The organism is Bacillus sp. FSL K6-3200, assembly GCF_038630485.1.
Taxonomy (GTDB): domain Bacteria; phylum Bacillota; class Bacilli; order Bacillales; family Bacillaceae; genus Bacillus; species Bacillus safensis.
In genome coordinates, this window is the sequence record NZ_CP152032.1 from 961,855 (window position 1) to 981,346 (window position 19,492).

The window sequence follows — 19,492 nt, forward strand, 5'->3', positions numbered from 1 at the left end:
GTCACCCGCTTTTCTTTTGTTGTTGATCGTAACGCTCGGTTTTGTACCATTTCACTTCTTGTTTGAATAAACGGCTTTTTGCCTCTACAAATAAGGAGTACACGACTAGCGCAATCCATACTTGAGAATAAGTGAAGTACATGAGTGCCACAATGAGTATATTTTGTTTGGTGAGCTCTGTTTTCTCAATGCTTAATGTAATCATCACTTCTGTTAGAAAGAGGAAGAAGGCCAATCCCCACAGGATCAGTGCAACGGCCCCTACAGATAAGTGAAGATCAACAAATAGGTTCACGATAAAGATGCCATTTGAGAGCAGGACACCGAAGAAAAATAAGAAATACGTAAAGAAGAAATAAAACAAATCAAAAATCATTCGTTTTCGTTTCAGCTTCATAAACTGCTTTAAAAATTTGAGCACAACATATTGATTACCTCGTGCCCAGCGCGTTCTTTGCCGCCACCAGACCTTCCACGTCTCAGGCTCTTGTTCCCATGTGATCGCAGCTGGAAAAAATCGAATGACATAGCCAAGGTTATAGACACGGATCGTTAATTCGGTATCCTCAGCCAACGCATGAACATCCCAGCCGCCAAGCTCTTCTAAAATGTGCCGGCGGATGGCGAAGTTGGTGCCTGGTATTGTTGCAATGCCAAACCACTTCCATCTTCCGCCTTGCGCCATCCATTGGAAGCAGATGGTCTCAATATTAATAAATTTGGTCAGCAGATTTTTGGCTGCATTGATGACCCTAAATTTCCCGACAACAGCGCCTGCCTTTGGGTCATTCAATAAACCAAGAACCAAATGATAGACGGCCTTTTGTTCAGGCATGTTATCTGCATCGTATACGCAGATGACTTCTCCTGTTGAAGCCTTTAAACCTTCATTCAGTGCAGTGGATTTTCCCTTTCCTGCAAATGGCGGTTTCGTTTCAATCATATGAACATGATCATATTGCTCACTGAAAGACTGCACGATGTCTCCTGTGCCATCGGAAGAATTGTCATTAATCACAATGATTTCAAGGAGATGTTTAGGATAGGATAGCTGGACCATCGCTTTTAGCGTTTGCCGGATGACAACTTCTTCATTATGAGCAGGAATCAGAATGCTGACGGTCGGCAGTTCCTTCCCTTGTTTCGTCCATTCAGGCAGCACTTTTTCGTAGGTCAGGTAGTGCTGAAAGCCGCCCTGCATGAGAAACATGTGGTATAGGAGCATGATCCAAATCAGTATTAATGAAAGATAAAATAAGACATCAGCCACCTAATTTTCTCTCCTTAAAAATTCGTTTTTTCATTGTCAGTCTTAAATACAATGTGTAAAAAGCAAATGCCGCAATAAACAGCATCACCACGACTGTGAGAATTCGCAGCATATTTTCCATACCGCTTCGTTTGACTGTTGTGGTTTCCGCTCTATTGGATTGTTCTACTTGAATATGTCCATTCCCTGATGTTTTGATCTGTACATGTGATGTTTGGACTGTTTGTTTTGTTTTCTTTAAATCCAGCCATTCACTAGAAGGAATTGCATCCATCTGTGTGATCAGATTTTGCAGTCCAGTTATTCCCGATTCCACATCATAGGAAAGCCCAATTGCGGCTGATTGAAGATGCTGGATGGATTGAATTTTCTGTTCTGTTAAAACATTTGAACCTTCTTCGTCAGTTACTGTCACTACTGACTGCTGAGGGTATAAGGTCATGCCATGTAGCATGGCGGGTTTCGTCACGAGTGGCGGAGCACCGGCCGTTTTCCAAGTATGCTCCGACAGCTGTACCTGTCCAAACAGACTGGACACATGCCTTGATATCACTTCATAGCCTTGTTGAGATATAGCATCATGCGGCACCTCGAATGCCAGTGGATATAGACCTTGCTGCGCAAGAAGCTCAATGCCTTTTGTCAGTTTTTCTTCTGTGTAGATGATTTCTTGCTGCTTAATCGAATTCGTATAAGCATGGAAGTCTTTTTCATTCGAGAAATGGCTTGCACTTTGCTTCTTCTCGGCTTTTTTTGGATCATTTGACGTAATGGACTGATCATTCTTTGCATCCCAGAACTCAAAGTCCTGACCAGAATCCTCCGTTCGATACGTTCGGCTCAATCCATGAAGAATGATGCTGGCTCCATCGCTTTGCAATTGTTTTAACACTTTTACGAGCTTCGGGCGGTCACTCAGTGTCACTTCATCACCTGTTGTTCGATCCACCCAAACAGGGGTTACAGCTATTAGAAACGGAACATGCCGAGTCGATACGTATTGTCCAAGCTCAAGCAGCTTCTTCTCGTCAGTGACAGGACTGATGTTCCCAAGCTTTAAATATTTTGTGGTCAGCTGATCAGAAGAAGGCAGGTGTTTTTCTAGCACTTCTGCAAGAAGCTCGCTGTGCTGAACAACATCTAAGATTCCGATATAAGCCGCACCTTCTTTCGTTTGAACCACAAATGGAAGATCAGCTTCATGCTTCTTCAAGAGAAATTCACTTTGCAAGTCTGGCCCTTGAACCGTTAACGCACTGATCCTTTTCTCTAGCTGACGGTAAGCTTGATCATCTGTATATTTGATTTGACTCGTGTGATCTTGTTTGTGAAAAGTAAACTTGGAGAATGGGCGAAGCTGTTCCGCATTGTACCCAATGGCTATTACCTTCTGTGATTCGTTCATCGCACGAATTGTTTTTTTCGGTAAAGTTTTCTTCATTTCACCTAGATAAATGACTTGCTGAAATTCACTGATTCTCTTTTCAGCCAAACGTTCATCAGATACAATCGTCGGCTGTTTGGAAAAATGTCCGGAAAGTAGATCCAGCATATGCACAGCTGGAGTCGCTTCTCCCGATTCTGTCGAATAAACGATGAGGGTATTTGGCTTAGCAAGAGCGTCGGCTGGAGCCATGTATTGAAACGAAAGAATCAAAAAAAGAGCGATCATCAAACAACATTTCATTAAAGAATTAAAGTTCATTCATCATCATCTCTTTTTCTAGTTCTTCTAAAAATTGCTCTGGCGTACGATAATCCGAACTGCTTGTTAAATGACAGACATGAAATGTCAAGGTGACTTCACGGCCATTTAACAGCACATGCTTTTGCAATTTATCCTTTAGCTTCTCAAGGACGACAGAGACATTCTCTTCTGGTGTATGAGTAAGCAGCAGGCCTATTCGTTCTTCAGATAATCGAAATTTCTTATCGGTTTCTCTGACACTTTCACGGATCTTGATACTTAATTGCTGAAATAGGTGTTTCATTTCTTTTTCTCCATATAACGATTTGAATTCCGCTGCATAATGGATATGAAGAAGAATAAAAACAAATGGCTGTTTGTAGCGTTCTGCCCGTTTCATTTCCTCGGACAATTCCAGTTTCATCCGCTCTGCATTGTCAAACCCTGTTGTCGAGTCTATCGCCACAAATTGTTTCATAGCCTGCTTTTGTTGTTCAATGGTGTGACGCATCGTCTTGATCCGCTCATGCAAGCTTCCTGCTGAAATCGCAAAAAAGAGGAGGGCTACAGCCCAAATCACCACATCTTGCAATGTTTGATTGGAAAAGAAAGAGTTTGTCTGACCAAGCTCTGTAAAGAACATAGTGCTTCCTATAAAGAACAACATCAGCAAAGTAAAAATTAATGCTGGTAAGATGCCAAATAAAATCCCGCATCCTAACACGACAAAAGTCAGTGTGATCATCATAAAGCTCTCCGCATCCTGTACGCTTAGGTAGCCCATAAACAAAATAAGACCTGCAAACGTGAGGAGCAGAGAATAATACAAACGATACGTATTACTGAATAACCGATTCATTAAAAAGCTCCCTTTCTGCAATTAGAGGCAACAAGTTATCGAATGAGTGTGTGTCTTTTTCATTCATATACCCTCCATAATAATCCTTGAGAGGATCTTGAATTTGTAATTCTTTCATGCGGTCATACACATCTTTTGCGAATTCCGGTTCGTTTCGTTTAAGAGCATACAAGATGACCAGTGCATATACAGAAGGCGATTCATACGTCACTGCTGGCTGCAATGTACTCAGTTTATATCTACCGTACAATTTTCCTTCTTTTGCAAAAGTTGTTTTAAGCCATTTCATGATCGCGGACGTATTCACCTTTGCACGATCGGCATGTAGTGCCGTATAGAGTTGATCAATCATATTGATTTCTCGATCAAATGAATAGGCTTTTTTCTTTATGTCATAGGATTTAGGAAAGAATCCTTTTTTTCTCGGTGCTTGTTTTAGAATGGACAATTGATTACTCGTCATTTGTTTCGTGAATATTTTGAGGGATTCCAATTCTTTGATTGCTTTTGGGTCTATATATGAGAGTGTGATTGTGTGTGAAGTTCGATTTGTTGATGCATCATAATAATCGGACAAGATGCCTCTATACATATTTTTGTCTTTTAACGCTTGTGAGATTTCTTTTGCTGTGGTTTGATATGCTGAATTCTTCCATAAACGACCTGCTTTTTGTAGTGCCGCCACTACCCGTAAATCATCAACTAAGGCATTGGCCTTACTTTTTTGATCAGATTCGATTTGCCAGCTGAGAAGATGATCGTCTAGTAAAAATTGATCTTGCAGGACACCAAATTGTTGGTCAAAAGAGTTCTGATCTTTTTTTCGAACAAGATAATCCATCCAAAGTCCAAGTGATTCAGATAAGTAGATGTGCTGCTCTGCAAATGAGGTGCGAATCATGCCTTGATCTGTCATTAAGTCGTGAGTGATAAAATATTCTCCAGGCAATACAGGCTGTGGTGATACTGGATTAGCTGATTCCTTCTGCTGTTTCCAGGTACATCCGCCTAGTAGAATGACAATGAGTAAAACAATAGTCATGCGATGTATGGGTGTATCCATTCGTGTCCCCTTTCAACTCCCGTGCTCTTTGCATCCAACGATTTATTATAGAGTGTTTCTGTTTAAATTTAAATAAATATTTTATACCAAATTACGAGTCTTTTCGCATAGGTATTCCCATTTTCAGAAAAACAGTATGCCGATATGCTTGATTGTATTGGAAAACCCATGTGTTTCCACATGGGTTTTTACACTACTATTGATCTAATTTTAATTTCTTCAATTGCTCTGCCAGTGCGTTATTGATTGGTTCTTCCACTTTCTTTTGTTTCTTCATATACTTAGACACATCGTGCTTACTGGCTTTCTTTTGATTGGATTGTGATTTGCGTTTTTCGAAAACAGACAGTTTTTCTCTATGGCCGCACACACAAGCAAAGATTTTACCATCGCCTTCTCCGCGCAGCTCGAGCTTTTTATGACAGTTCGGGCAGCGTGCGTTTGTTTTCTTCGCCACATTTTTACGGTGGCCGCATTCTCGGTCTTGGCACACGAGCATGGTGCCATGTTTTCCGTTCACTTTCAGCATAAGTTTTCCGCAGTCCGGACAATGGGTGCCAGTGACATTGTCATGCTTAAAGGTTTGGTTCGTCTGTTTGATTTCAGATACGGCTTGTTTTGCATAGGACTTCATTTCACTCATGAATTGAGCAGCCTTTAGCTGTCCTTTTGCGATTTTAGAAAGCTTTTGTTCCCATTCCGCTGTTAACGCTGGAGACTTTAAGTCCTCAGGCACTAAGGAGAGCAGCTGCTTCCCTTTTGATGTGATGAAAATGTCTTTGCCCTTTTTCTCGATTAAGAAGCTGTTGAACAGTTTTTCAATGATATCGGCTCTTGTAGCTACTGTCCCTAGTCCGCCTGTTTCACCAAGAGTTTTCACTAAATCCTTTTCCTGATCTTGCATGAATGCCGCTGGGTTCTCCATAGCAGATAGCAGCGTTGCTTCATTAAAACGAGCAGGAGGCTTCGTTTCTCCTTTTGTTTCTTTCAGCTGGCGTACTTCAAGTGATTGCCCTTCGGAGAGTACCGGCAGATGCTGATCTGCTTCGCCTGATTCCTCGTCTTCATAGGATTCATCATAAACGGCTTTCCAGCCGGCTGATTGCACGATTTTTCCTTTTGCTGTGAATGTTTCACTGCCTATTTTGGCGATCACCGTTGTTTCCTCGTATTCAAAAGGATTCATAAGTACAGCAAGGAATCGTTTGGCAATTAGATCATATAATTTACGCTCTTTATCACTTAATGCACCAGGATACAGCTCTTCCTCGGTTGGAATGATCGCATGATGATCTGACACTTTTGCATCGTTGACGAACCCTTTGTGCGCTTTCACGCCTGATTGTAAAATGCGGTTCACATGCTGTGCGTACGGTCTGACGTTCATTCCTTTTAATCGATCTTTTAATGTAGGAACGATATCCGCTGAAATAAAACGTGAATCTGTACGCGGATATGTCACAAGCTTATGCTGCTCATACAATCGTTGAAGCGTAGACAAGGTTTCTTTCGCCGAGAAGCCGTAGCGTTTATGCGCATCACGCTGCAATTCAGTCAGGTCGTACAGCCCTGGAGCAAAAGCTTTTTTCGCTGTTTTTTTCAATGCATCGATCACTGCTGGTTTTCCTTTGCAGCCTGCTAAGCGCTCTTTTATGACATTCTCTTGGAATGTGCGGTTTTGCTTTGTTTTGGCATCCTGCCAGGTCAACGTAAGTCCATCTACTAGTGCAGTCAATCCATAGAATGGCTTCGGCTGGAATTGCTGAATGTCTTCTTCTCGTTTGGCGATCATGGCAATCGTTGGTGTCTGTACCCGTCCGCAGGAAAGCTGTGCATTGAATTTGGTCGTCAGCGCTCTTGTTGCGTTGATCCCTACAATCCAGTCTGCCTCTGCACGTGCAACTGCCGAGCGATACAGGTTATCATATTCTCTGCCGTCTTTTAATCGTTTGAAGCCTTCTTGAATGGCTTTATCTGTAACAGATGAGATCCATAGTCGTTTTAGCGGCTTTTTCACGTGCGCTTTTTCAAGAATCCATCTTGCGACAAGCTCTCCTTCACGTCCAGCATCTGTTGCGATGACAATGTCTTTTACATCTTTTCTTGCAAGCTGCGCTTTCACTGCTTGAAATTGTTTACCTGTCTTTTTCATGACGACAAGCTTGAGCGGCTCTGGAATGATCGGCAAATCCTCTAAACGCCAGGATTGAAATTCTTTTCCGTAGCCTTCTGGATCAGCCAGTGTGACCAAATGACCAAGCGCCCACGTTACAATGTATTGATCTCCTTCTAAAAAACCATTTCCTTTTTTATGACACTTCAGCACACGCGCTAAGTCACGTCCTACTGAAGGTTTCTCTGCTAATACAACTGTTTTTGACACTAGATTTCACATCTCTTTCTTCTATCCATCCTTTTATTATAGCAGACGTGGAGATGTGGTTCTAATGACGGATTATTTCTTCAAGCGCTTAATGATTTCATTTGTGATTTCTTGTGTTTGATAAGCCCCGCCGATGTCTGCCGTTAAAAAGTTGTCTGCTGTGACTGACTCGATGATTTCGAGCAGGTGTGTGCCCAGTTCTTCCTCTCCGAAATGATCAAGCATGAGTTTAGCGGTCCAAATTTGACCGATTGGGTTAGCGATTCCTTTTCCTGCAATGTCTGGGGCTGATCCGTGTACAGGCTCAAACATGGATGGATATTTGCCATTTACATTGATGTTGGCGGCAGGCGCCACGCCAATACTTCCCATAATGGCAGCCCCAAGATCAGTTAAAATATCGCCAAATAAATTGCTGGCAACAATCACATCGAATTTCTCTGGTCTTGTCACAAAGAAGGCTGAGAGCGCATCAATGTGCTGCGAGTCTGCTGTCACCTCTGGATAATCCTTTGCTACGTCTTGAAACACTTCATCCCAAAATGGCATTGTATGAACGATTCCATTTGATTTGGTTGCACTTGTCACATGCTTTCGTCTTTTTTCTGCTAATTGAAAGGCAAAACGTATGGCTCGCTCTGTCCCTTTTCTTGAGAAAACAGCATTTTGAATGGCAAGCTGATCTTCCCCTTGATAGATGCGGCCTCCGATTTCACTATATTCACCTTCACCGTTTTCTCTTACAACAAGAAGATCGAAATCCTTTGGCTGAGCAAGCGGGGAGCGAATGCCGCTCAGCTGTTTTGCAGGTCTAACGTTAATCACCTGCTCAAATTCACGTCTAATTTTAATGAGCAATCCCCAAAGTGATACATGATCCGGCACTAAATTGGCATCTCCGACGGCCCCTAAGAAAATGCTGTCAAAGGCTTTCAGTTGTTCCAATCCATCCTTTGGCATCATTTCGCCATGCTCTAAATAATATTCACAGCTCCACGGAAAATCCTGAAAGGTGAAAGACAGACCGCCATGCACCTCTGATACCGCTTTCAAAACCCGTATGGCTTCAGGTACAACTTCCTTTCCAACCCCGTCTCCTGGTATCGCTGCAATTGAAACATGCTTCATTGATTTTTCCCCCTTTGTTATCGGTCGACCGTCGACCCTATTTAATTTGAGTTTACTAAAGAGTGCCTGTTCTTACAATGGACAAAAGACGCTTTTTTGATCAAAGCGCCTTTTTATCCTGCACCAGTATCGGGGACTTCTGTTTCTTTCTTCCCGCACCTTTTTTATCTGAAAGCAGCAAACCTCCTAAGGTCAGTGCCGTTCCAAGCGCAGACATGAAGGTCAATCTCTCGTGAAGAACGATCATTGAAATGACCATCGTAATAATGGGCACTCCATAAATATACACACTCGATTTCACCACACCGAGCGTTTTCACGGAAAAGCTCCATGTCAGAAAACAAATAGCAGATGCGAAAAGACCTAAAAACAGTAAGTGGAAGGCAAACGATGGATTCGTGAATCGCTCCCAGTCTAAACGAATCTTAAAATGCCAGATCAATGGAATCATCCATAACAGTCCGTAAAAGAAGACACGCCTAGTCACCTGAATGATATGGTACCCATATTGGTTGATGATCTTCGATAAGATGGAATAGAGTGCCCAGACGATGGTAGCCGTTAATGCTAAGACATCACCAAGTGGATTCAGCTGAAACGTCGTCATTCCATTCATGCTAATCAGCACAATTCCCGTCATCGCGATGAAAAATCCTATGAAAAACCGGCTGTTCAGCGGCTCATCTTTTAATAAAAAATAAGCCAATAAAAAAGAGAAGAATGGGACAACGGAGCTGATGACACCTGCATTCGAAGCGAACGTATAAGTAAGTGCGACATTTTCTAAAAAGTAATATAAGACCACACCGCATAAACCTGCGAGTGCAAACATCCCTTCATGCTTTTTACTTTGCACTTTCATGGTAACTGGATAGATGATCATTAGAGCCAAGTACCCTATAAAAAAACGAAAAAATAAAATCTCTGTTGGAGAAAAAGCCGTTAATAATATTTTGGTTGATATAAAGGTAGATCCCCATAAAAAAATGGTGAACATGGCTGCTAGATGACCAAGAAGCTGTTTATTTTTCATTTTGTGTTACCTGCTTTGCAAAAATTTGCTGATACTGCCCTGGCGTAAGCCCAATAAATTCCGAAAAGAAATGAGTCAAATGACTTTGATCAGAAAATCCAGCGGCAGCAGCTACATCTATTGGCTTCATTCCTTGGGCGAGAAGTTCCTTCGCATAGTTCACCCTGATTGTCTGTAAATAACGATACGGCGTAATTCCTCTGAACTTTGTAAAAGCACGCAGCAATGAATATTTGTTCATGGACACAAGCTCACCTAAGTCATCTAACGATATATTTTCCGTGAGATGTGTTTCAATATATTGCTGTACGTCTTGGACTTTTTGTTCATTGGCATTGGCTGCTGATGCTTTTTCCTCTGGTGTATCAGAATAGGTTTCGATCAACTGCTTCATCAAAAAGTAAAAGGCTTCCTGTTTATTCAAAGCAGGAGCTTCTTCTGTGATCATTTGATGAAGATCATATAATTGCTTTGCTAGTTCACTTTGTGAAACCACAGGGGCTTTAAAATGCGGCTTGTGCTGAAAGACCTTTTCCAGCAACTCTGGTTCAATATTTAAGCTGCGATAATCTAGCGGCATGTGATCAAATTGTTCACATGCGTGGTTATCGTATGGATTGAAAAGAAGGATATCTCCTTTTTCAATGATGTATTCTTGATTTTGGCAGAACATACGCCTTTGACCGCCTTCAATAAATCCAATCACATAGTATGTATGAAAATGTTTTGGGAACTTTTTGATGATGGCATGAAAGCGATACGCCTCTATTTGCAAGTCCTGATCAAAATGGACTGTTCGTTCCTCTAGTATTCTCATGTCGATCCCCTCTTTTCACTGAGCTCATCATTAGTGTAGCACACCCTTTTTCTCTTGGATTGTACGATATTGACTTTGCGATGCAGGCTTGCCTAGAGGGAAGAACTTGGATAACATGAGACAAAAGATGATGTATAAAAGAGGGAATGATGGGATGAATTCATTCGAGATGGAAAAACCAACACCGTATCACATGCAATTTTATGAACAGCTGAAGCAAATGATATTTGATGGCCAGTTTCAGCCAGGAGAGCGCATCAATGAAACGCAGCTTGCCAAACAATTTGGCGTAAGCCGATCACCGGTAAGAGAGGCGATGAGGCTGTTAGAAAAAGACGAGCTTTTAATCGCGGATCATCGCTCAGGCTATTCCGTCTATACGTTAACAGAAAAAGATGTCGAGGAGCTTTATCAAATTCGGGTGGCCTTAGAAACACTTGCTGTTGAGCTTGCCTGTAAGGAAGCCACGCAAAGAGAAATGGATGAAATTGAGCAGGTTCTCACGCAGGCGGACGAAGCGATCAAGCAGCAGCTGCCATCTAAAGAGATTGTCCAGTTACATGAAGCCTTTCACCAAAAAATCATTTTGGCGAGTCACAATGACCGCTTATCCAAACAATTGAATCACGTGAATGCACTCATTCACTATTGCCGCATCTTCCATTTTAGCGGCGGAGCTCGTGCTGAAACGATTCAAAGAGAGCATGCAGCCATCTATTCTGAAATAAAAGAACGCCGCTCCACAGAAGCCGTTCAAGCAATGACAGAGCATTTATTACATGATGTCATGCACTTAAAGCAAGTACTCTGTAAAACAAACAAAGAGTAAAGGACTTTTCCCATTTTTTAAGCATTCCATGAACATATTTTGAATTTTTCGTAGATTTCAGCATGTCCAGACGATCTTTCGTTTATATTAGAAGATGAGAAACTAGCTTTTATACAGGAGGATTTGTATATGCATACAAGTATTAGCCGTCTTCGACAGGCGGGTTTTATTGAGGGTATGTCTCTTTTAACCCTTCTTTTAATTGCCATGCCTCTAAAATATTTTGCGGATATTCCGATGGCAGTCACTATTGTAGGCTCTCTTCATGGCGCATTGTTTGTCATCTATATGCTCATTTTGGCATATGTGACTTTTAAAGTTCGCTGGCATTTGAAATGGTCCATCGCTGGTTTTTTTGCGGCTTTCATTCCTTTCGGTAATTTCGCCTACGATAAGGTACTCCGCCAATATGATACAAAAGCTTAATCAAAAAGGGCTAAAACGACATTCGTTTTAGCCCTTAGTCTTCACGCTGAAGCGTCCTGATAAAGGAACGCTTTTTTATATTGATGCATATTTCACAATGGCTGCTTGACGCGTCATATCGTGATACGCCACCCATAATTCATCACCAGGCAAGACGCTAGTGATTGGATCGATTGGCTGTTTCACTTCATACATCATGCCATTTCTCTCAACCTGAATGATCGCTAACGGCAGATTGCCGATGACGCCAGCAAATTCGATATTGGTCACTTTTGCGCTTCCTTGTTTCTCTTGCATAAGACCCATTTCTCTATCCAGCTCTTCTTTCTTTGTCTGGATCGTAATTTGAGTGCCAGCTGCGACCTGCATATGGTCAGGGATGAACTGGCTGACCGTTTTTGTGATGGATTCATCTCCGTTTGAAACCGTCACATCAAGCTGAATAGGCTTTTGCTCATGGATGGCAATTGGATATTGTTTCACACGCTGGATCGTTCCTGTTAACGTCACATCTTTCCCCGATCGATTCCGCACTTCATGGCCATAGGCTGCCATTTTGAGATAGCCGTTGATGTCGACGAGATCGGCTTTTTCTCCTGTTCTAAATTCAAAACCAGCGGCTTGAATCATCGGAATGATATACGTTTTCTGATCTAATTCAAATGTGAGTGATAAGACGGTGCCTCGTCCTACGGTTCCATATGATTCTATTTTTCTCAAAACAGCGCCTTTGATGAACTTTGGCTGACTTGGCTGCGAGAAGTCACCTTCTTTTAAGAGCATTGCCTTTTTCTTCTTCGGATCATAGTGAATGACAATACGCTGGCCTGGCTGTGGTATCTGGGTGTAGGATACTACCGTTTTAACCGTCTTTTCTATACGCTGCCCTTCATATTCAAATTGAAGCCGCATGCTGACAACTGGCTGTTCGTTGATGTAGGTGCCCGTTTCTTTAACAGACACAATATTGGCTTCTAATGTGACACTGTCCTTTATTTTGTTTCTTCTCACCAGTCTCAAAATCGGCGGCAGGAAGATCGCTAGTACAAATAATAACAGCGGGATCAAGATCCATATCGCCCAGTTAAGAATGAGCGGTCCGCCCTTCATTACATATTGCGTAAAGGTATCAACAGACGTTTGGTGGGCTGGACTGGCGTTTTCAATTGAGATGACCTTCTGCAAAGGAAATTCCTTTAGCTCTTTGCTTTTCGTCTCAAATGCACCCGTTAATTGATTGTCAAATGAATAATAGAGCCAATTGCTCTTCACATTTTTATTGAAAGAGAGCCCTTCTTTTTGTAAAGATTCATATGAAAACGACTGCAAAAGCTTGCTGGCAGACGTCGCCTTATTCGTACGATGGTTATAAATATAACCTGTCAGTTTGCCTTTTGCTTCGTCCTTTGCTGTAGAGCCTGCCAGGAGAACTTCTTCTTCATTAAGCTGGTAAATAAAGGCTTGATAAATCGGTTTTGGTGTTGGAACGACTTCCCCAAGCCTTCCTTCTGCATTCACTTTTCTTGCCCTTTTTGGATATTCCGATTCCACAGCGACTGCAAAGTTTTGTGATGTCCCGATTGTTTTCTCCAGCTGCTGCTCCACCTTATCTTCAATGAGGCTAAACGGTTCAGCGTTTTTGGAGACATAAACCCCCAGCTGATGCTTCTCGTTTGAGATTCCGCTGACATACGCCTTCTGGTCATTTTTCAAAGCCAATTCATACATAGGAATTGGCGTCTGCCCTCTAAAGGAATTCATGACGACATCGATAGAAACGGGTCTTGCTGGCAGCTTTAGCTCGTTCAGATTGTGCACATGAAACTGCCCATTCTTCAGCTCACCGATGACCGCAGCGGCACCGTCCATTTCTCCTGTAAATACGAGCCGTCCATTCCATTGGTATGTATTCGTTTTTAAAAATGAGGGAATCTGCAGGTTATTTTGAACGAGCTCTTTCTTTTTTCCGCTTGGTGTTAGTTTCTCGATCAACAGCTGCCCGTCTTTATTTTTTAAAGCCAGTAAGAGATTGTTTCCTTGAATGGATGGCAGCATTTCATTAAACGAATCACTTTCTGTGGTCCATTCACTGATTCTTTTTCCTGATTGAGGATCATACATTGCAAAATGGAGCTGCTGGTCTTTTGATACAGCACTCACCACTCGTTTTCCTTCATCAAATGTAAACATTCCTTTGACGTCATACTCTGTTACTTTCCCATCTGACAAATCATCTTGGTAATGATTCCACACCAAAACACTGAGAATGATCGCTGGAATAAAGAAGACAATATATCTGAGGAAGATGACTGGTATTCTTTTCACTTGATCGCTTCCTTTCATGAGGTTCCTGTAACTTATACGTCAGTACAGCGAAAATGTTTCATGCTAGAAGAATACCATCAAAGCCTCTAAAATCCATATTTTACAAACTTTGTTGTTTACGATAAAATCCAATCAGATTCAAAAAAGGAGTTATCTCATTGGATAAGCTATCATCAATCATTCTAGCAGCTTGGCTGCGTGTCCCTCGCTGGTTCAAGCAATGGGTACTCGTATCCATTTCCATTTTCTTTTTTTATATGTGTTTTGTAAAGGGGCTGACTAGCTGGCACACCTTGCCGCCTGTCACTTTGCTCTCATGTGTGATTGGTTCCTTCATCATTTGGCTGATGTGGCTTAAGGGACAAAAAAATAAGTGAAAAGAGGACAATGATGAAAAAATCGATTCTATATTTTGCGATCTCTTTTGTGCTGCAATTCGTTTGGTTTGGTCTTGTGCACCCAAATAGAGGCGTGACACTGCTGGACATGTTCATGTTTTCTATTTTGTTTGCGGTCATGTTCTTTTTTATTGAGCGAATTTGGCGGTATCAGAAGAAAGGACAAAGTAAATGATCATGAAGCTCGCTTTGTTCACTCTGATGATCTGTGCATTTATCGGCCTGCTGTTAGTATCGAACCCTTTTGGAGCGGACGCTATGCGTTTGGTTGCGACCTTTGTTTTCCCTTTTCTTGGGCTCGTTGGTCTCGGGGTCCTATTGTTTAACCCAATGAAAAAGGCTGCCAAATAGATGGCAGCCTGTTCCTTACTCTTTTCATGCAAATAAATAATTAATGTTTAATCTCCGTTACGGAGTGTATGAATTAAGATTCGATCATATCAGTGTGTCATATGTGTTCCGAGTGAACCTACGTTTGAAAGTAAACGCCATGGAAGTTCTGGATAACAAGACAACGAAAGCCCTACCTCTCATTCGTCCTTACGGCTCCGAAGCCGCGCCAGTGTGAATTGTAAATCAAAACGTCTTTTTTCCATTCTTCCGCTTATATAGGGGGGCGGGTGCAGAAGGAAAAGAATAAGTTTGTTCGCTTTGACAGCGTCTCGTTCTTATCAAGTAGAAGCTCTATTGCTTCTCATTATGTCATAGAAAAAAGAAAGTTTACTTTCTTTATTTATTTGCTTATTTCAACACTTAATATCAAACTATAACACATTCCCCCTTCTTACGCAAGTGTTAAAGTGATAATTCTGCTGGTGTACGGCTTCCTTCATTCATATAACGGATGGAGGTTGGGTTAATCTTCAGAATCACTAAATTCGGATCATCTTTTCCTTTAAACCATTTCTCCATCTCATCAGACCAAAGACGGTCGATCAGTTCCCGATCGTCGGTTAATGCTGCGGTGCCTGCAATCTCTGCATAAGTATCACCGAATCCTTCGCCTGAATATCCAATGAGAATATGAACATTCGGATTTTTTTCAATTTCTTCTGCTTTATGTGTTTCTTTACTCGTTGGTGTATATAACGTCAGCCCTTCATGGAAAAAAGTCATGTAGCGGGTATGCGGCTTATCCTGTTCAACAGTCGCCAATGTTCCGACCTTTTGTTCATCTAATAGGTTTAATACCTTTTGTTTTAATTCTTCTTGAGACATATCGTTTCACTCCTTCAAAATTTCATCCGTATTCATAGGTTTCCACGACAGCCCATTCATTAAACAAAGAAATGTGTTTTTCATAAAAAGAGACCTTCTAGCTGATGCTATAGAAAACAGGTTCAATGAAGGGAGAAATTGAACATGCATCATGAAACGATGTTTCATTTAAGTTCACTTGTCATTGCGGCAGTTGTTGTAGGCATTATCGTATGGTCTGTCATATCTGTGCAGAAGAATCGCAAGAAATACTAAAAACACCGCCCAATCAAAGCTGGGCGGTGCCGCGGTAGATCATGTATTCATAAAGGAACCGCCATTGACGTGAAGTGTCTGTCCTGTCATATAAGACGATTCGTCAGAAGCCAGCAGCACAAAGCAGCCGACATGCTCTACAGGCTGTCCTGGTCTTCCCATTGGGGTTTCTGACCCGAAGCTTTCCACACTGTCTTCATCAAATGTAGATGGAATGAGCGGCGTCCAAATTGGACCTGGCGCTACACCGTTCACCCTAATCCCATCTTTCACAAGCGATTGTGCCATAGAACGTGTAAATCCGTTGATGGCTCCTTTTGTCGCCGTATAATCAATCAGCACTGGGTTACCCCGGTATGGATTAATTGATGTTGTATTAATGATGGAGCTTCCCGGTTTTAAATAATCCAATGCCTTTTTCGTAAAATAGAAATAGGAATAGAAGTTGGTTCTAAAGGTTTGGTGAAGCTGTTCACTAGAAATATCCTGAATCCGTTCTTTCGGGTGCTGTTCAGCCGCATTATTCACTAAAATGTCTAATTGACCAAAGGCTTCAACTGTTTTTTCTACTGCTTTCTCACAAAAGGCTTCGTCACCGACATCTCCTGCAATCGTTAAACATTTGACGCCTTCCTGTTCTACGCGCTTTTGCGTATCCTTTGCATCCTCATGTTCATTTAAATATACAATGGCGACATTTGCACCTTCCTTTGCATAGGCAACAGATACTGCCCGTCCAATTCCACTATCTCCACCTGTAATCAGTGCCACTTTTCCTTTTAGCTTGCCAGAACCTTGATATGATTCATCCTCAAAGATCGGCGCTGGATTCATTTCCCTTTCACTGCCTGGCTGCTGATCCTGCGTTTGGCGCGGAATGCCATTTGTTAAATATTCACGTAAATCCATGTGTAAGCTCCTCCTTGATTTGTTGATGTATCCTTTCATTACCACCTCATTTTTCCACTCAAACATCATGAAGCTGTACCGATGTGTTCCCGAAAATCAGCATGTTTGAAGAGGAGAAAAAACGGTTACATGATCATCAAAAAGGAGCGTTCTCACATGCTGTCTACTATTTCGAAAACCTTTAGCAGACCAAAAGGCTGGCTCGGAAGCATCGCTGGATTCATTATGGCAAATGAAAATAAAGCATTGAATCAGTGGGCCATTCGCCACTTAGATTTGACAGATGGTGAAAACATTTTGGAAATTGGCTATGGACCCGGCTACAGTATTAAACATATGCTCAAGCATTATCAAGACCTTCACATTGATGGGCTGGATGCTTCTTCTACCATGCAGGAGCAAGCACAGTCCCGCGTCAGCAAACGAGCAAAAGACAAACAGGTTAGGCTGTATGTCGGAAAAATCGAGAAAACACGCCTTCCCGGAGAGCAGTATGACAAAGTGCTATCTGTTAATAATTTTACAATTTGGGATGATCCAAAAACGGGATTACTCAATCTTTATCACACTTTGAAACCAGGCGGGACTCTCGTTATTGTGATGCAGCCAAGAGAAAAAGGAGCTGACGCCAAGCGGACAAAAGAGATGGGTGAAAACATATTAAATGACATACAGTTTGCAGGGTTTGACCAATTTTCTATTGAGTATGAAGAAATTCGCCCTACCCTTGCTGTCTGTGTCACAGCAAAAAAGCCGAGAAGCGAATAAGCTCTCGGCCTTTTTCTTACCACTTTGCCTCTTTGACAAATTGATAGAAAAGCTGATGTAATTTCTGTTCAATGTCTTCCTTAGTCCCCTGTCCATAAAGCGCCATGCTTTCTTCACTTTCAATGATGGATGAACTGATCAGACTAAACATTTCTGATCCTTCCTTGCCAAGCTCTTGCGGCGCAAGCATCATGAGCATTCGTGACATCTGCTGCTGCCCGCCATCCATGCTTTTAACCTTGTATGCCTGATCAAGATCATAAATATGAAAAATTGGTTCCTTGATGTCTGCATGCTTTAAATGAAAAAGAGCAAATTCAGTACCAGGTATGCCTAAGCCGCCTTGCTGTTCACGTTCCAGAAGACCGCTCGCCACATCATCCGCATGTATGATAAACCCTTCCTCTTCAAGCTGACGAAGCAGCTGCCTGATGGTTTCATCATGCTGCGGCATCGTCTTTCTTTTTTCGATGGTAAAATGGGACAGGATGCTGCGAATCACAAACATATAATTTGTCACCTGCTCTGCAACCGCCATCATATCAACGATTTCTTGCACCAATTCTTTCGGAGATTCTTTTGTTCTTTTTTTCTCGATGATATAAGGAATCTTCCGTTTAATATGAGCCTTCACACGCATGGCATCATCCTCGTTTAAAAGCGGGCTGACCATGATGTAATCGATATGCTCATATGGGATTGGAACGGTCGAGACAATCATGTCATAGCTCGATGCATCGATTTCCTTTAGTTCCATCAAAGAGGATAGATCGAACTTGGCGATCTCCGGCAATTCTTTTTTCAACCGGGAGGCGAGCATTTTCGAAGAACCAATCCCGCTTGAGCAAACAACCAGCGCATGAATTTTTGTTTCTTCTTTTTTGATTTCAAGCACTGAGCCAAAGTGAAGCACAAGAAAGGCAATTTCATCCTCTGGAAATTCAATCTCTGGAAAGAAACGCTCGACTCCTTCTTCAATCGCCATAAACAGCAAAAAGTAGTCTTTTTTAATTTGTTGTGTGAGCGGATTATAGATTCTCATCTTTTCCTTTAGACGGTTCATGGCAGGTTCGAGATGAGACACGAGCCCCTCATACAATGAATCATTTTCATTGAGATGATAGCCGGTTTTATTTGAAATAAAATCAATGAGCTTTTTCGTTCTCAGCGCTATATCCAGCTCAATTTCATCAATACGGTATTCTGCCCCAAAGCTGCGATTTGCACTGCGAAGATGGATGGTCATATATCCGACCTCCGCTTCAGGAATCTCGACATTAAACATGCGTTCAAGCGCTCTTGCCATTCGAAGTGATGATTCAAATTCCTTCGTCCTCTTTAATTCCAGCAGCTCTTTCTCTTCCATTCGAATGGTTTCCCCAAGCTGAATACGTTCGATCGCATAGGTTAAGTGAACAACAAGTGCAATATAGGCACTATCAGATAATGAGAGTGACAATCGATCTTTCAAATGAAAGAGCAGTCTTTCTACCTTAAGCAGCTGTCCTCTGCTGACAACACCAAACACTTTTTCCGTCGCTTTCGTTCGATGTTTGATATTCATTTCAATCGTTTCTAAAAATAATTGAATGTCGAGCCGGTCAACAATGAGATTGCCGACAATTTTTCGTTTTGCTTCCTCCGCCCCTTTTAATTCAATGCCGTACCCGCGCTTGCGGATAAGCTGCAAACCATATGGAGCAATCCACTCCGTCAGTTCATCTAAATCATAGCTGATCGTCGCATTTGTTACCTGTAAGTCAGCTGCGAGTGTGTATAATTTCACCGGTTCCTTCGCTTCAAGCAGCGCACATAGGATTAAGAGCTTTCGTTCATCTGAGCTATATTCGATTTGATCCTCATTTGACATATGAGCAAGAAGCCGCTGTTTATCCTCCTGTTCGCCGACTGCCTTCAAGCCTTTCCCCGGCTGTTTATCTAATGAAAGATGATAATCTTTCAATATTGGTTTAATGGATTTTAGTTCTCTATGGATCGTTCTAGTACTTACCTGAACAGAATCGGCTATCTCACGAATGGTGACATAACGATTTTGCTGAATGATGTATTTAATGACTTTCTGTTCTCGTGCCGTTATGTACATGAAATGCCTCCTTCTGCATA

The 19,492-nt window shown here is 41.9% G+C and carries 18 protein-coding genes; 6 read left to right on the forward strand and 12 right to left on the reverse strand.

Annotation, left to right across the window (positions count from 1 at the left end; genetic code table 11):
- Position 1: 1 nt before the first annotated feature.
- From MHI60_RS05015 to MHI60_RS05050, 8 genes are all read right to left on the reverse strand, one after another.
- Positions 2-1,270 carry a glycosyltransferase gene (locus tag MHI60_RS05015; protein ID WP_144486161.1) on the reverse strand — a complete coding sequence of 423 codons (1,269 nt, stop codon included), beginning with the start codon at positions 1,268-1,270 and terminating at the stop codon, positions 2-4.
- The gene (locus MHI60_RS05020) at positions 1,263-2,975 is read right to left on the reverse strand and encodes a DUF2334 domain-containing protein (RefSeq protein ID WP_144486159.1); all 1,713 of its coding nucleotides are present in this window, start codon (positions 2,973-2,975) and stop codon (positions 1,263-1,265) included. Before MHI60_RS05020 ends, MHI60_RS05015 begins: the two co-directional genes overlap by 8 nt.
- Positions 2,965-3,816, reverse strand: a complete 852-nt coding sequence (locus tag MHI60_RS05025; RefSeq protein ID WP_095407781.1) for a GGDEF domain-containing protein — start codon at positions 3,814-3,816, stop codon at positions 2,965-2,967. The genes MHI60_RS05020 and MHI60_RS05025 overlap by 11 nt, the downstream gene beginning before the upstream one ends.
- A complete protein-coding gene (locus MHI60_RS05030) occupies positions 3,797-4,879 on the reverse strand; it encodes a glycosyl hydrolase family 8 (RefSeq protein ID WP_144486157.1) in 1,083 nt (360 codons plus the stop codon). The genes MHI60_RS05025 and MHI60_RS05030 overlap by 20 nt, the downstream gene beginning before the upstream one ends.
- Positions 4,880-5,075: 196 nt before the next feature.
- Positions 5,076-7,262 carry a DNA topoisomerase III gene (locus tag MHI60_RS05035; protein ID WP_144486155.1) on the reverse strand — a complete coding sequence of 729 codons (2,187 nt, stop codon included), beginning with the start codon at positions 7,260-7,262 and terminating at the stop codon, positions 5,076-5,078.
- A 72-nt stretch (positions 7,263-7,334) separates the two neighbouring features.
- The gene (locus MHI60_RS05040) at positions 7,335-8,390 is read right to left on the reverse strand and encodes a tartrate dehydrogenase (RefSeq protein WP_144486153.1); all 1,056 of its coding nucleotides are present in this window, start codon (positions 8,388-8,390) and stop codon (positions 7,335-7,337) included.
- Between the two features lie 100 nt (positions 8,391-8,490).
- Positions 8,491-9,423 carry a DMT family transporter gene (locus MHI60_RS05045; protein ID WP_144486151.1) on the reverse strand — a complete coding sequence of 311 codons (933 nt, stop codon included), beginning with the start codon at positions 9,421-9,423 and terminating at the stop codon, positions 8,491-8,493.
- The gene (locus tag MHI60_RS05050; protein ID WP_144486148.1) at positions 9,413-10,240 is read right to left on the reverse strand and encodes an AraC family ligand binding domain-containing protein; all 828 of its coding nucleotides are present in this window, start codon (positions 10,238-10,240) and stop codon (positions 9,413-9,415) included. The genes MHI60_RS05045 and MHI60_RS05050 overlap by 11 nt, the downstream gene beginning before the upstream one ends.
- 154 nt (positions 10,241-10,394) lie before the next feature.
- Between MHI60_RS05050 and MHI60_RS05055 the strand changes: the two genes are divergently transcribed.
- Positions 10,395-11,069, forward strand: coding sequence for a GntR family transcriptional regulator (locus tag MHI60_RS05055; protein ID WP_144472998.1), 675 nt, complete (start codon positions 10,395-10,397; stop codon positions 11,067-11,069).
- Positions 11,070-11,198: 129 nt separating this feature from the next.
- The gene (locus MHI60_RS05060) at positions 11,199-11,495 is read left to right on the forward strand and encodes a DUF3817 domain-containing protein (RefSeq protein ID WP_008347156.1); all 297 of its coding nucleotides are present in this window, start codon (positions 11,199-11,201) and stop codon (positions 11,493-11,495) included.
- Positions 11,496-11,570: 75 nt separating this feature from the next.
- Here MHI60_RS05060 and MHI60_RS05065 read toward each other — a convergent pair whose 3' ends face one another.
- Positions 11,571-13,820 (reverse strand): hypothetical protein, encoded by a 2,250-nt coding sequence (locus MHI60_RS05065; protein WP_263639931.1) that lies wholly within the window; start codon positions 13,818-13,820, stop codon positions 11,571-11,573.
- Between the two features lie 158 nt (positions 13,821-13,978).
- Between MHI60_RS05065 and MHI60_RS05070 the strand changes: the two genes are divergently transcribed.
- Genes MHI60_RS05070 through MHI60_RS05080 form a run of 3 tightly spaced genes read left to right on the forward strand, consistent with a single transcriptional unit; the run spans position 13,979 to position 14,569 of the window.
- Positions 13,979-14,197, forward strand: a complete 219-nt coding sequence (locus tag MHI60_RS05070) for a hypothetical protein (RefSeq protein WP_034283837.1) — start codon at positions 13,979-13,981, stop codon at positions 14,195-14,197.
- Between the two features lie 13 nt (positions 14,198-14,210).
- The gene (locus MHI60_RS05075) at positions 14,211-14,393 is read left to right on the forward strand and encodes a hypothetical protein (RefSeq protein WP_024425563.1); all 183 of its coding nucleotides are present in this window, start codon (positions 14,211-14,213) and stop codon (positions 14,391-14,393) included.
- On the forward strand, positions 14,390-14,569 hold the full coding sequence (locus tag MHI60_RS05080; protein WP_144473002.1) for a hypothetical protein: 180 nt from the start codon (positions 14,390-14,392) through the stop codon (positions 14,567-14,569). Before MHI60_RS05075 ends, MHI60_RS05080 begins: the two co-directional genes overlap by 4 nt.
- A 444-nt stretch (positions 14,570-15,013) precedes the next feature.
- On the opposite strand, the gene MHI60_RS05085 is transcribed toward MHI60_RS05080, so the two are convergent.
- On the reverse strand, positions 15,014-15,436 hold the full coding sequence (locus MHI60_RS05085) for a pyridoxamine 5'-phosphate oxidase family protein (RefSeq protein ID WP_144486142.1): 423 nt from the start codon (positions 15,434-15,436) through the stop codon (positions 15,014-15,016).
- A 294-nt stretch (positions 15,437-15,730) separates the two neighbouring features.
- On the reverse strand, positions 15,731-16,600 hold the full coding sequence (locus MHI60_RS05090; protein ID WP_144473004.1) for an SDR family oxidoreductase: 870 nt from the start codon (positions 16,598-16,600) through the stop codon (positions 15,731-15,733).
- Positions 16,601-16,729: 129 nt separating this feature from the next.
- On the opposite strand from MHI60_RS05090, the gene MHI60_RS05095 reads away from it, so the two are divergent.
- Positions 16,730-17,368: a class I SAM-dependent methyltransferase gene (locus tag MHI60_RS05095; protein ID WP_263639930.1), complete on the forward strand. Its 639-nt coding sequence runs from the start codon at positions 16,730-16,732 to the stop codon at positions 17,366-17,368.
- A 16-nt stretch (positions 17,369-17,384) separates the two neighbouring features.
- Here MHI60_RS05095 and MHI60_RS05100 read toward each other — a convergent pair whose 3' ends face one another.
- On the reverse strand, positions 17,385-19,472 hold the full coding sequence (locus MHI60_RS05100) for a BglG family transcription antiterminator (protein ID WP_144486140.1): 2,088 nt from the start codon (positions 19,470-19,472) through the stop codon (positions 17,385-17,387).
- Between the last annotated feature and the right edge of the window lie 20 nt (positions 19,473-19,492).

Excerpts from the sequence above, each read along its gene's own strand:
- MHI60_RS05020 (WP_144486159.1), bottom strand. The coding sequence starts at position 2,975 with ATGAACTTTAATTCTTTAATGAAATGTTGTTTGATGATCGCTCTTTTT.
- MHI60_RS05025 (WP_095407781.1), bottom strand. The coding sequence starts at position 3,816 with ATGAATCGGTTATTCAGTAATACGTATCGTTTGTATTATTCTCTGCTC.
- MHI60_RS05030 (WP_144486157.1), bottom strand. The coding sequence starts at position 4,879 with ATGGATACACCCATACATCGCATGACTATTGTTTTACTCATTGTCATT.
- MHI60_RS05040 (WP_144486153.1), bottom strand. The coding sequence starts at position 8,390 with ATGAAGCATGTTTCAATTGCAGCGATACCAGGAGACGGGGTTGGAAAG.
- MHI60_RS05045 (WP_144486151.1), bottom strand. The coding sequence starts at position 9,423 with ATGAAAAATAAACAGCTTCTTGGTCATCTAGCAGCCATGTTCACCATT.
- MHI60_RS05050 (WP_144486148.1), bottom strand. The coding sequence starts at position 10,240 with ATGAGAATACTAGAGGAACGAACAGTCCATTTTGATCAGGACTTGCAA.
- MHI60_RS05055 (WP_144472998.1), top strand. The coding sequence starts at position 10,395 with ATGAATTCATTCGAGATGGAAAAACCAACACCGTATCACATGCAATTT.
- MHI60_RS05060 (WP_008347156.1), top strand. The coding sequence starts at position 11,199 with ATGCATACAAGTATTAGCCGTCTTCGACAGGCGGGTTTTATTGAGGGT.
- MHI60_RS05075 (WP_024425563.1), top strand. The coding sequence starts at position 14,211 with ATGAAAAAATCGATTCTATATTTTGCGATCTCTTTTGTGCTGCAATTC.
- MHI60_RS05080 (WP_144473002.1), top strand. The coding sequence starts at position 14,390 with ATGATCATGAAGCTCGCTTTGTTCACTCTGATGATCTGTGCATTTATC.
- MHI60_RS05085 (WP_144486142.1), bottom strand. The coding sequence starts at position 15,436 with ATGTCTCAAGAAGAATTAAAACAAAAGGTATTAAACCTATTAGATGAA.
- MHI60_RS05090 (WP_144473004.1), bottom strand. The coding sequence starts at position 16,600 with ATGGATTTACGTGAATATTTAACAAATGGCATTCCGCGCCAAACGCAG.
- MHI60_RS05095 (WP_263639930.1), top strand. The coding sequence starts at position 16,730 with ATGATCATCAAAAAGGAGCGTTCTCACATGCTGTCTACTATTTCGAAA.
- MHI60_RS05100 (WP_144486140.1), bottom strand. The coding sequence starts at position 19,472 with ATGTACATAACGGCACGAGAACAGAAAGTCATTAAATACATCATTCAG.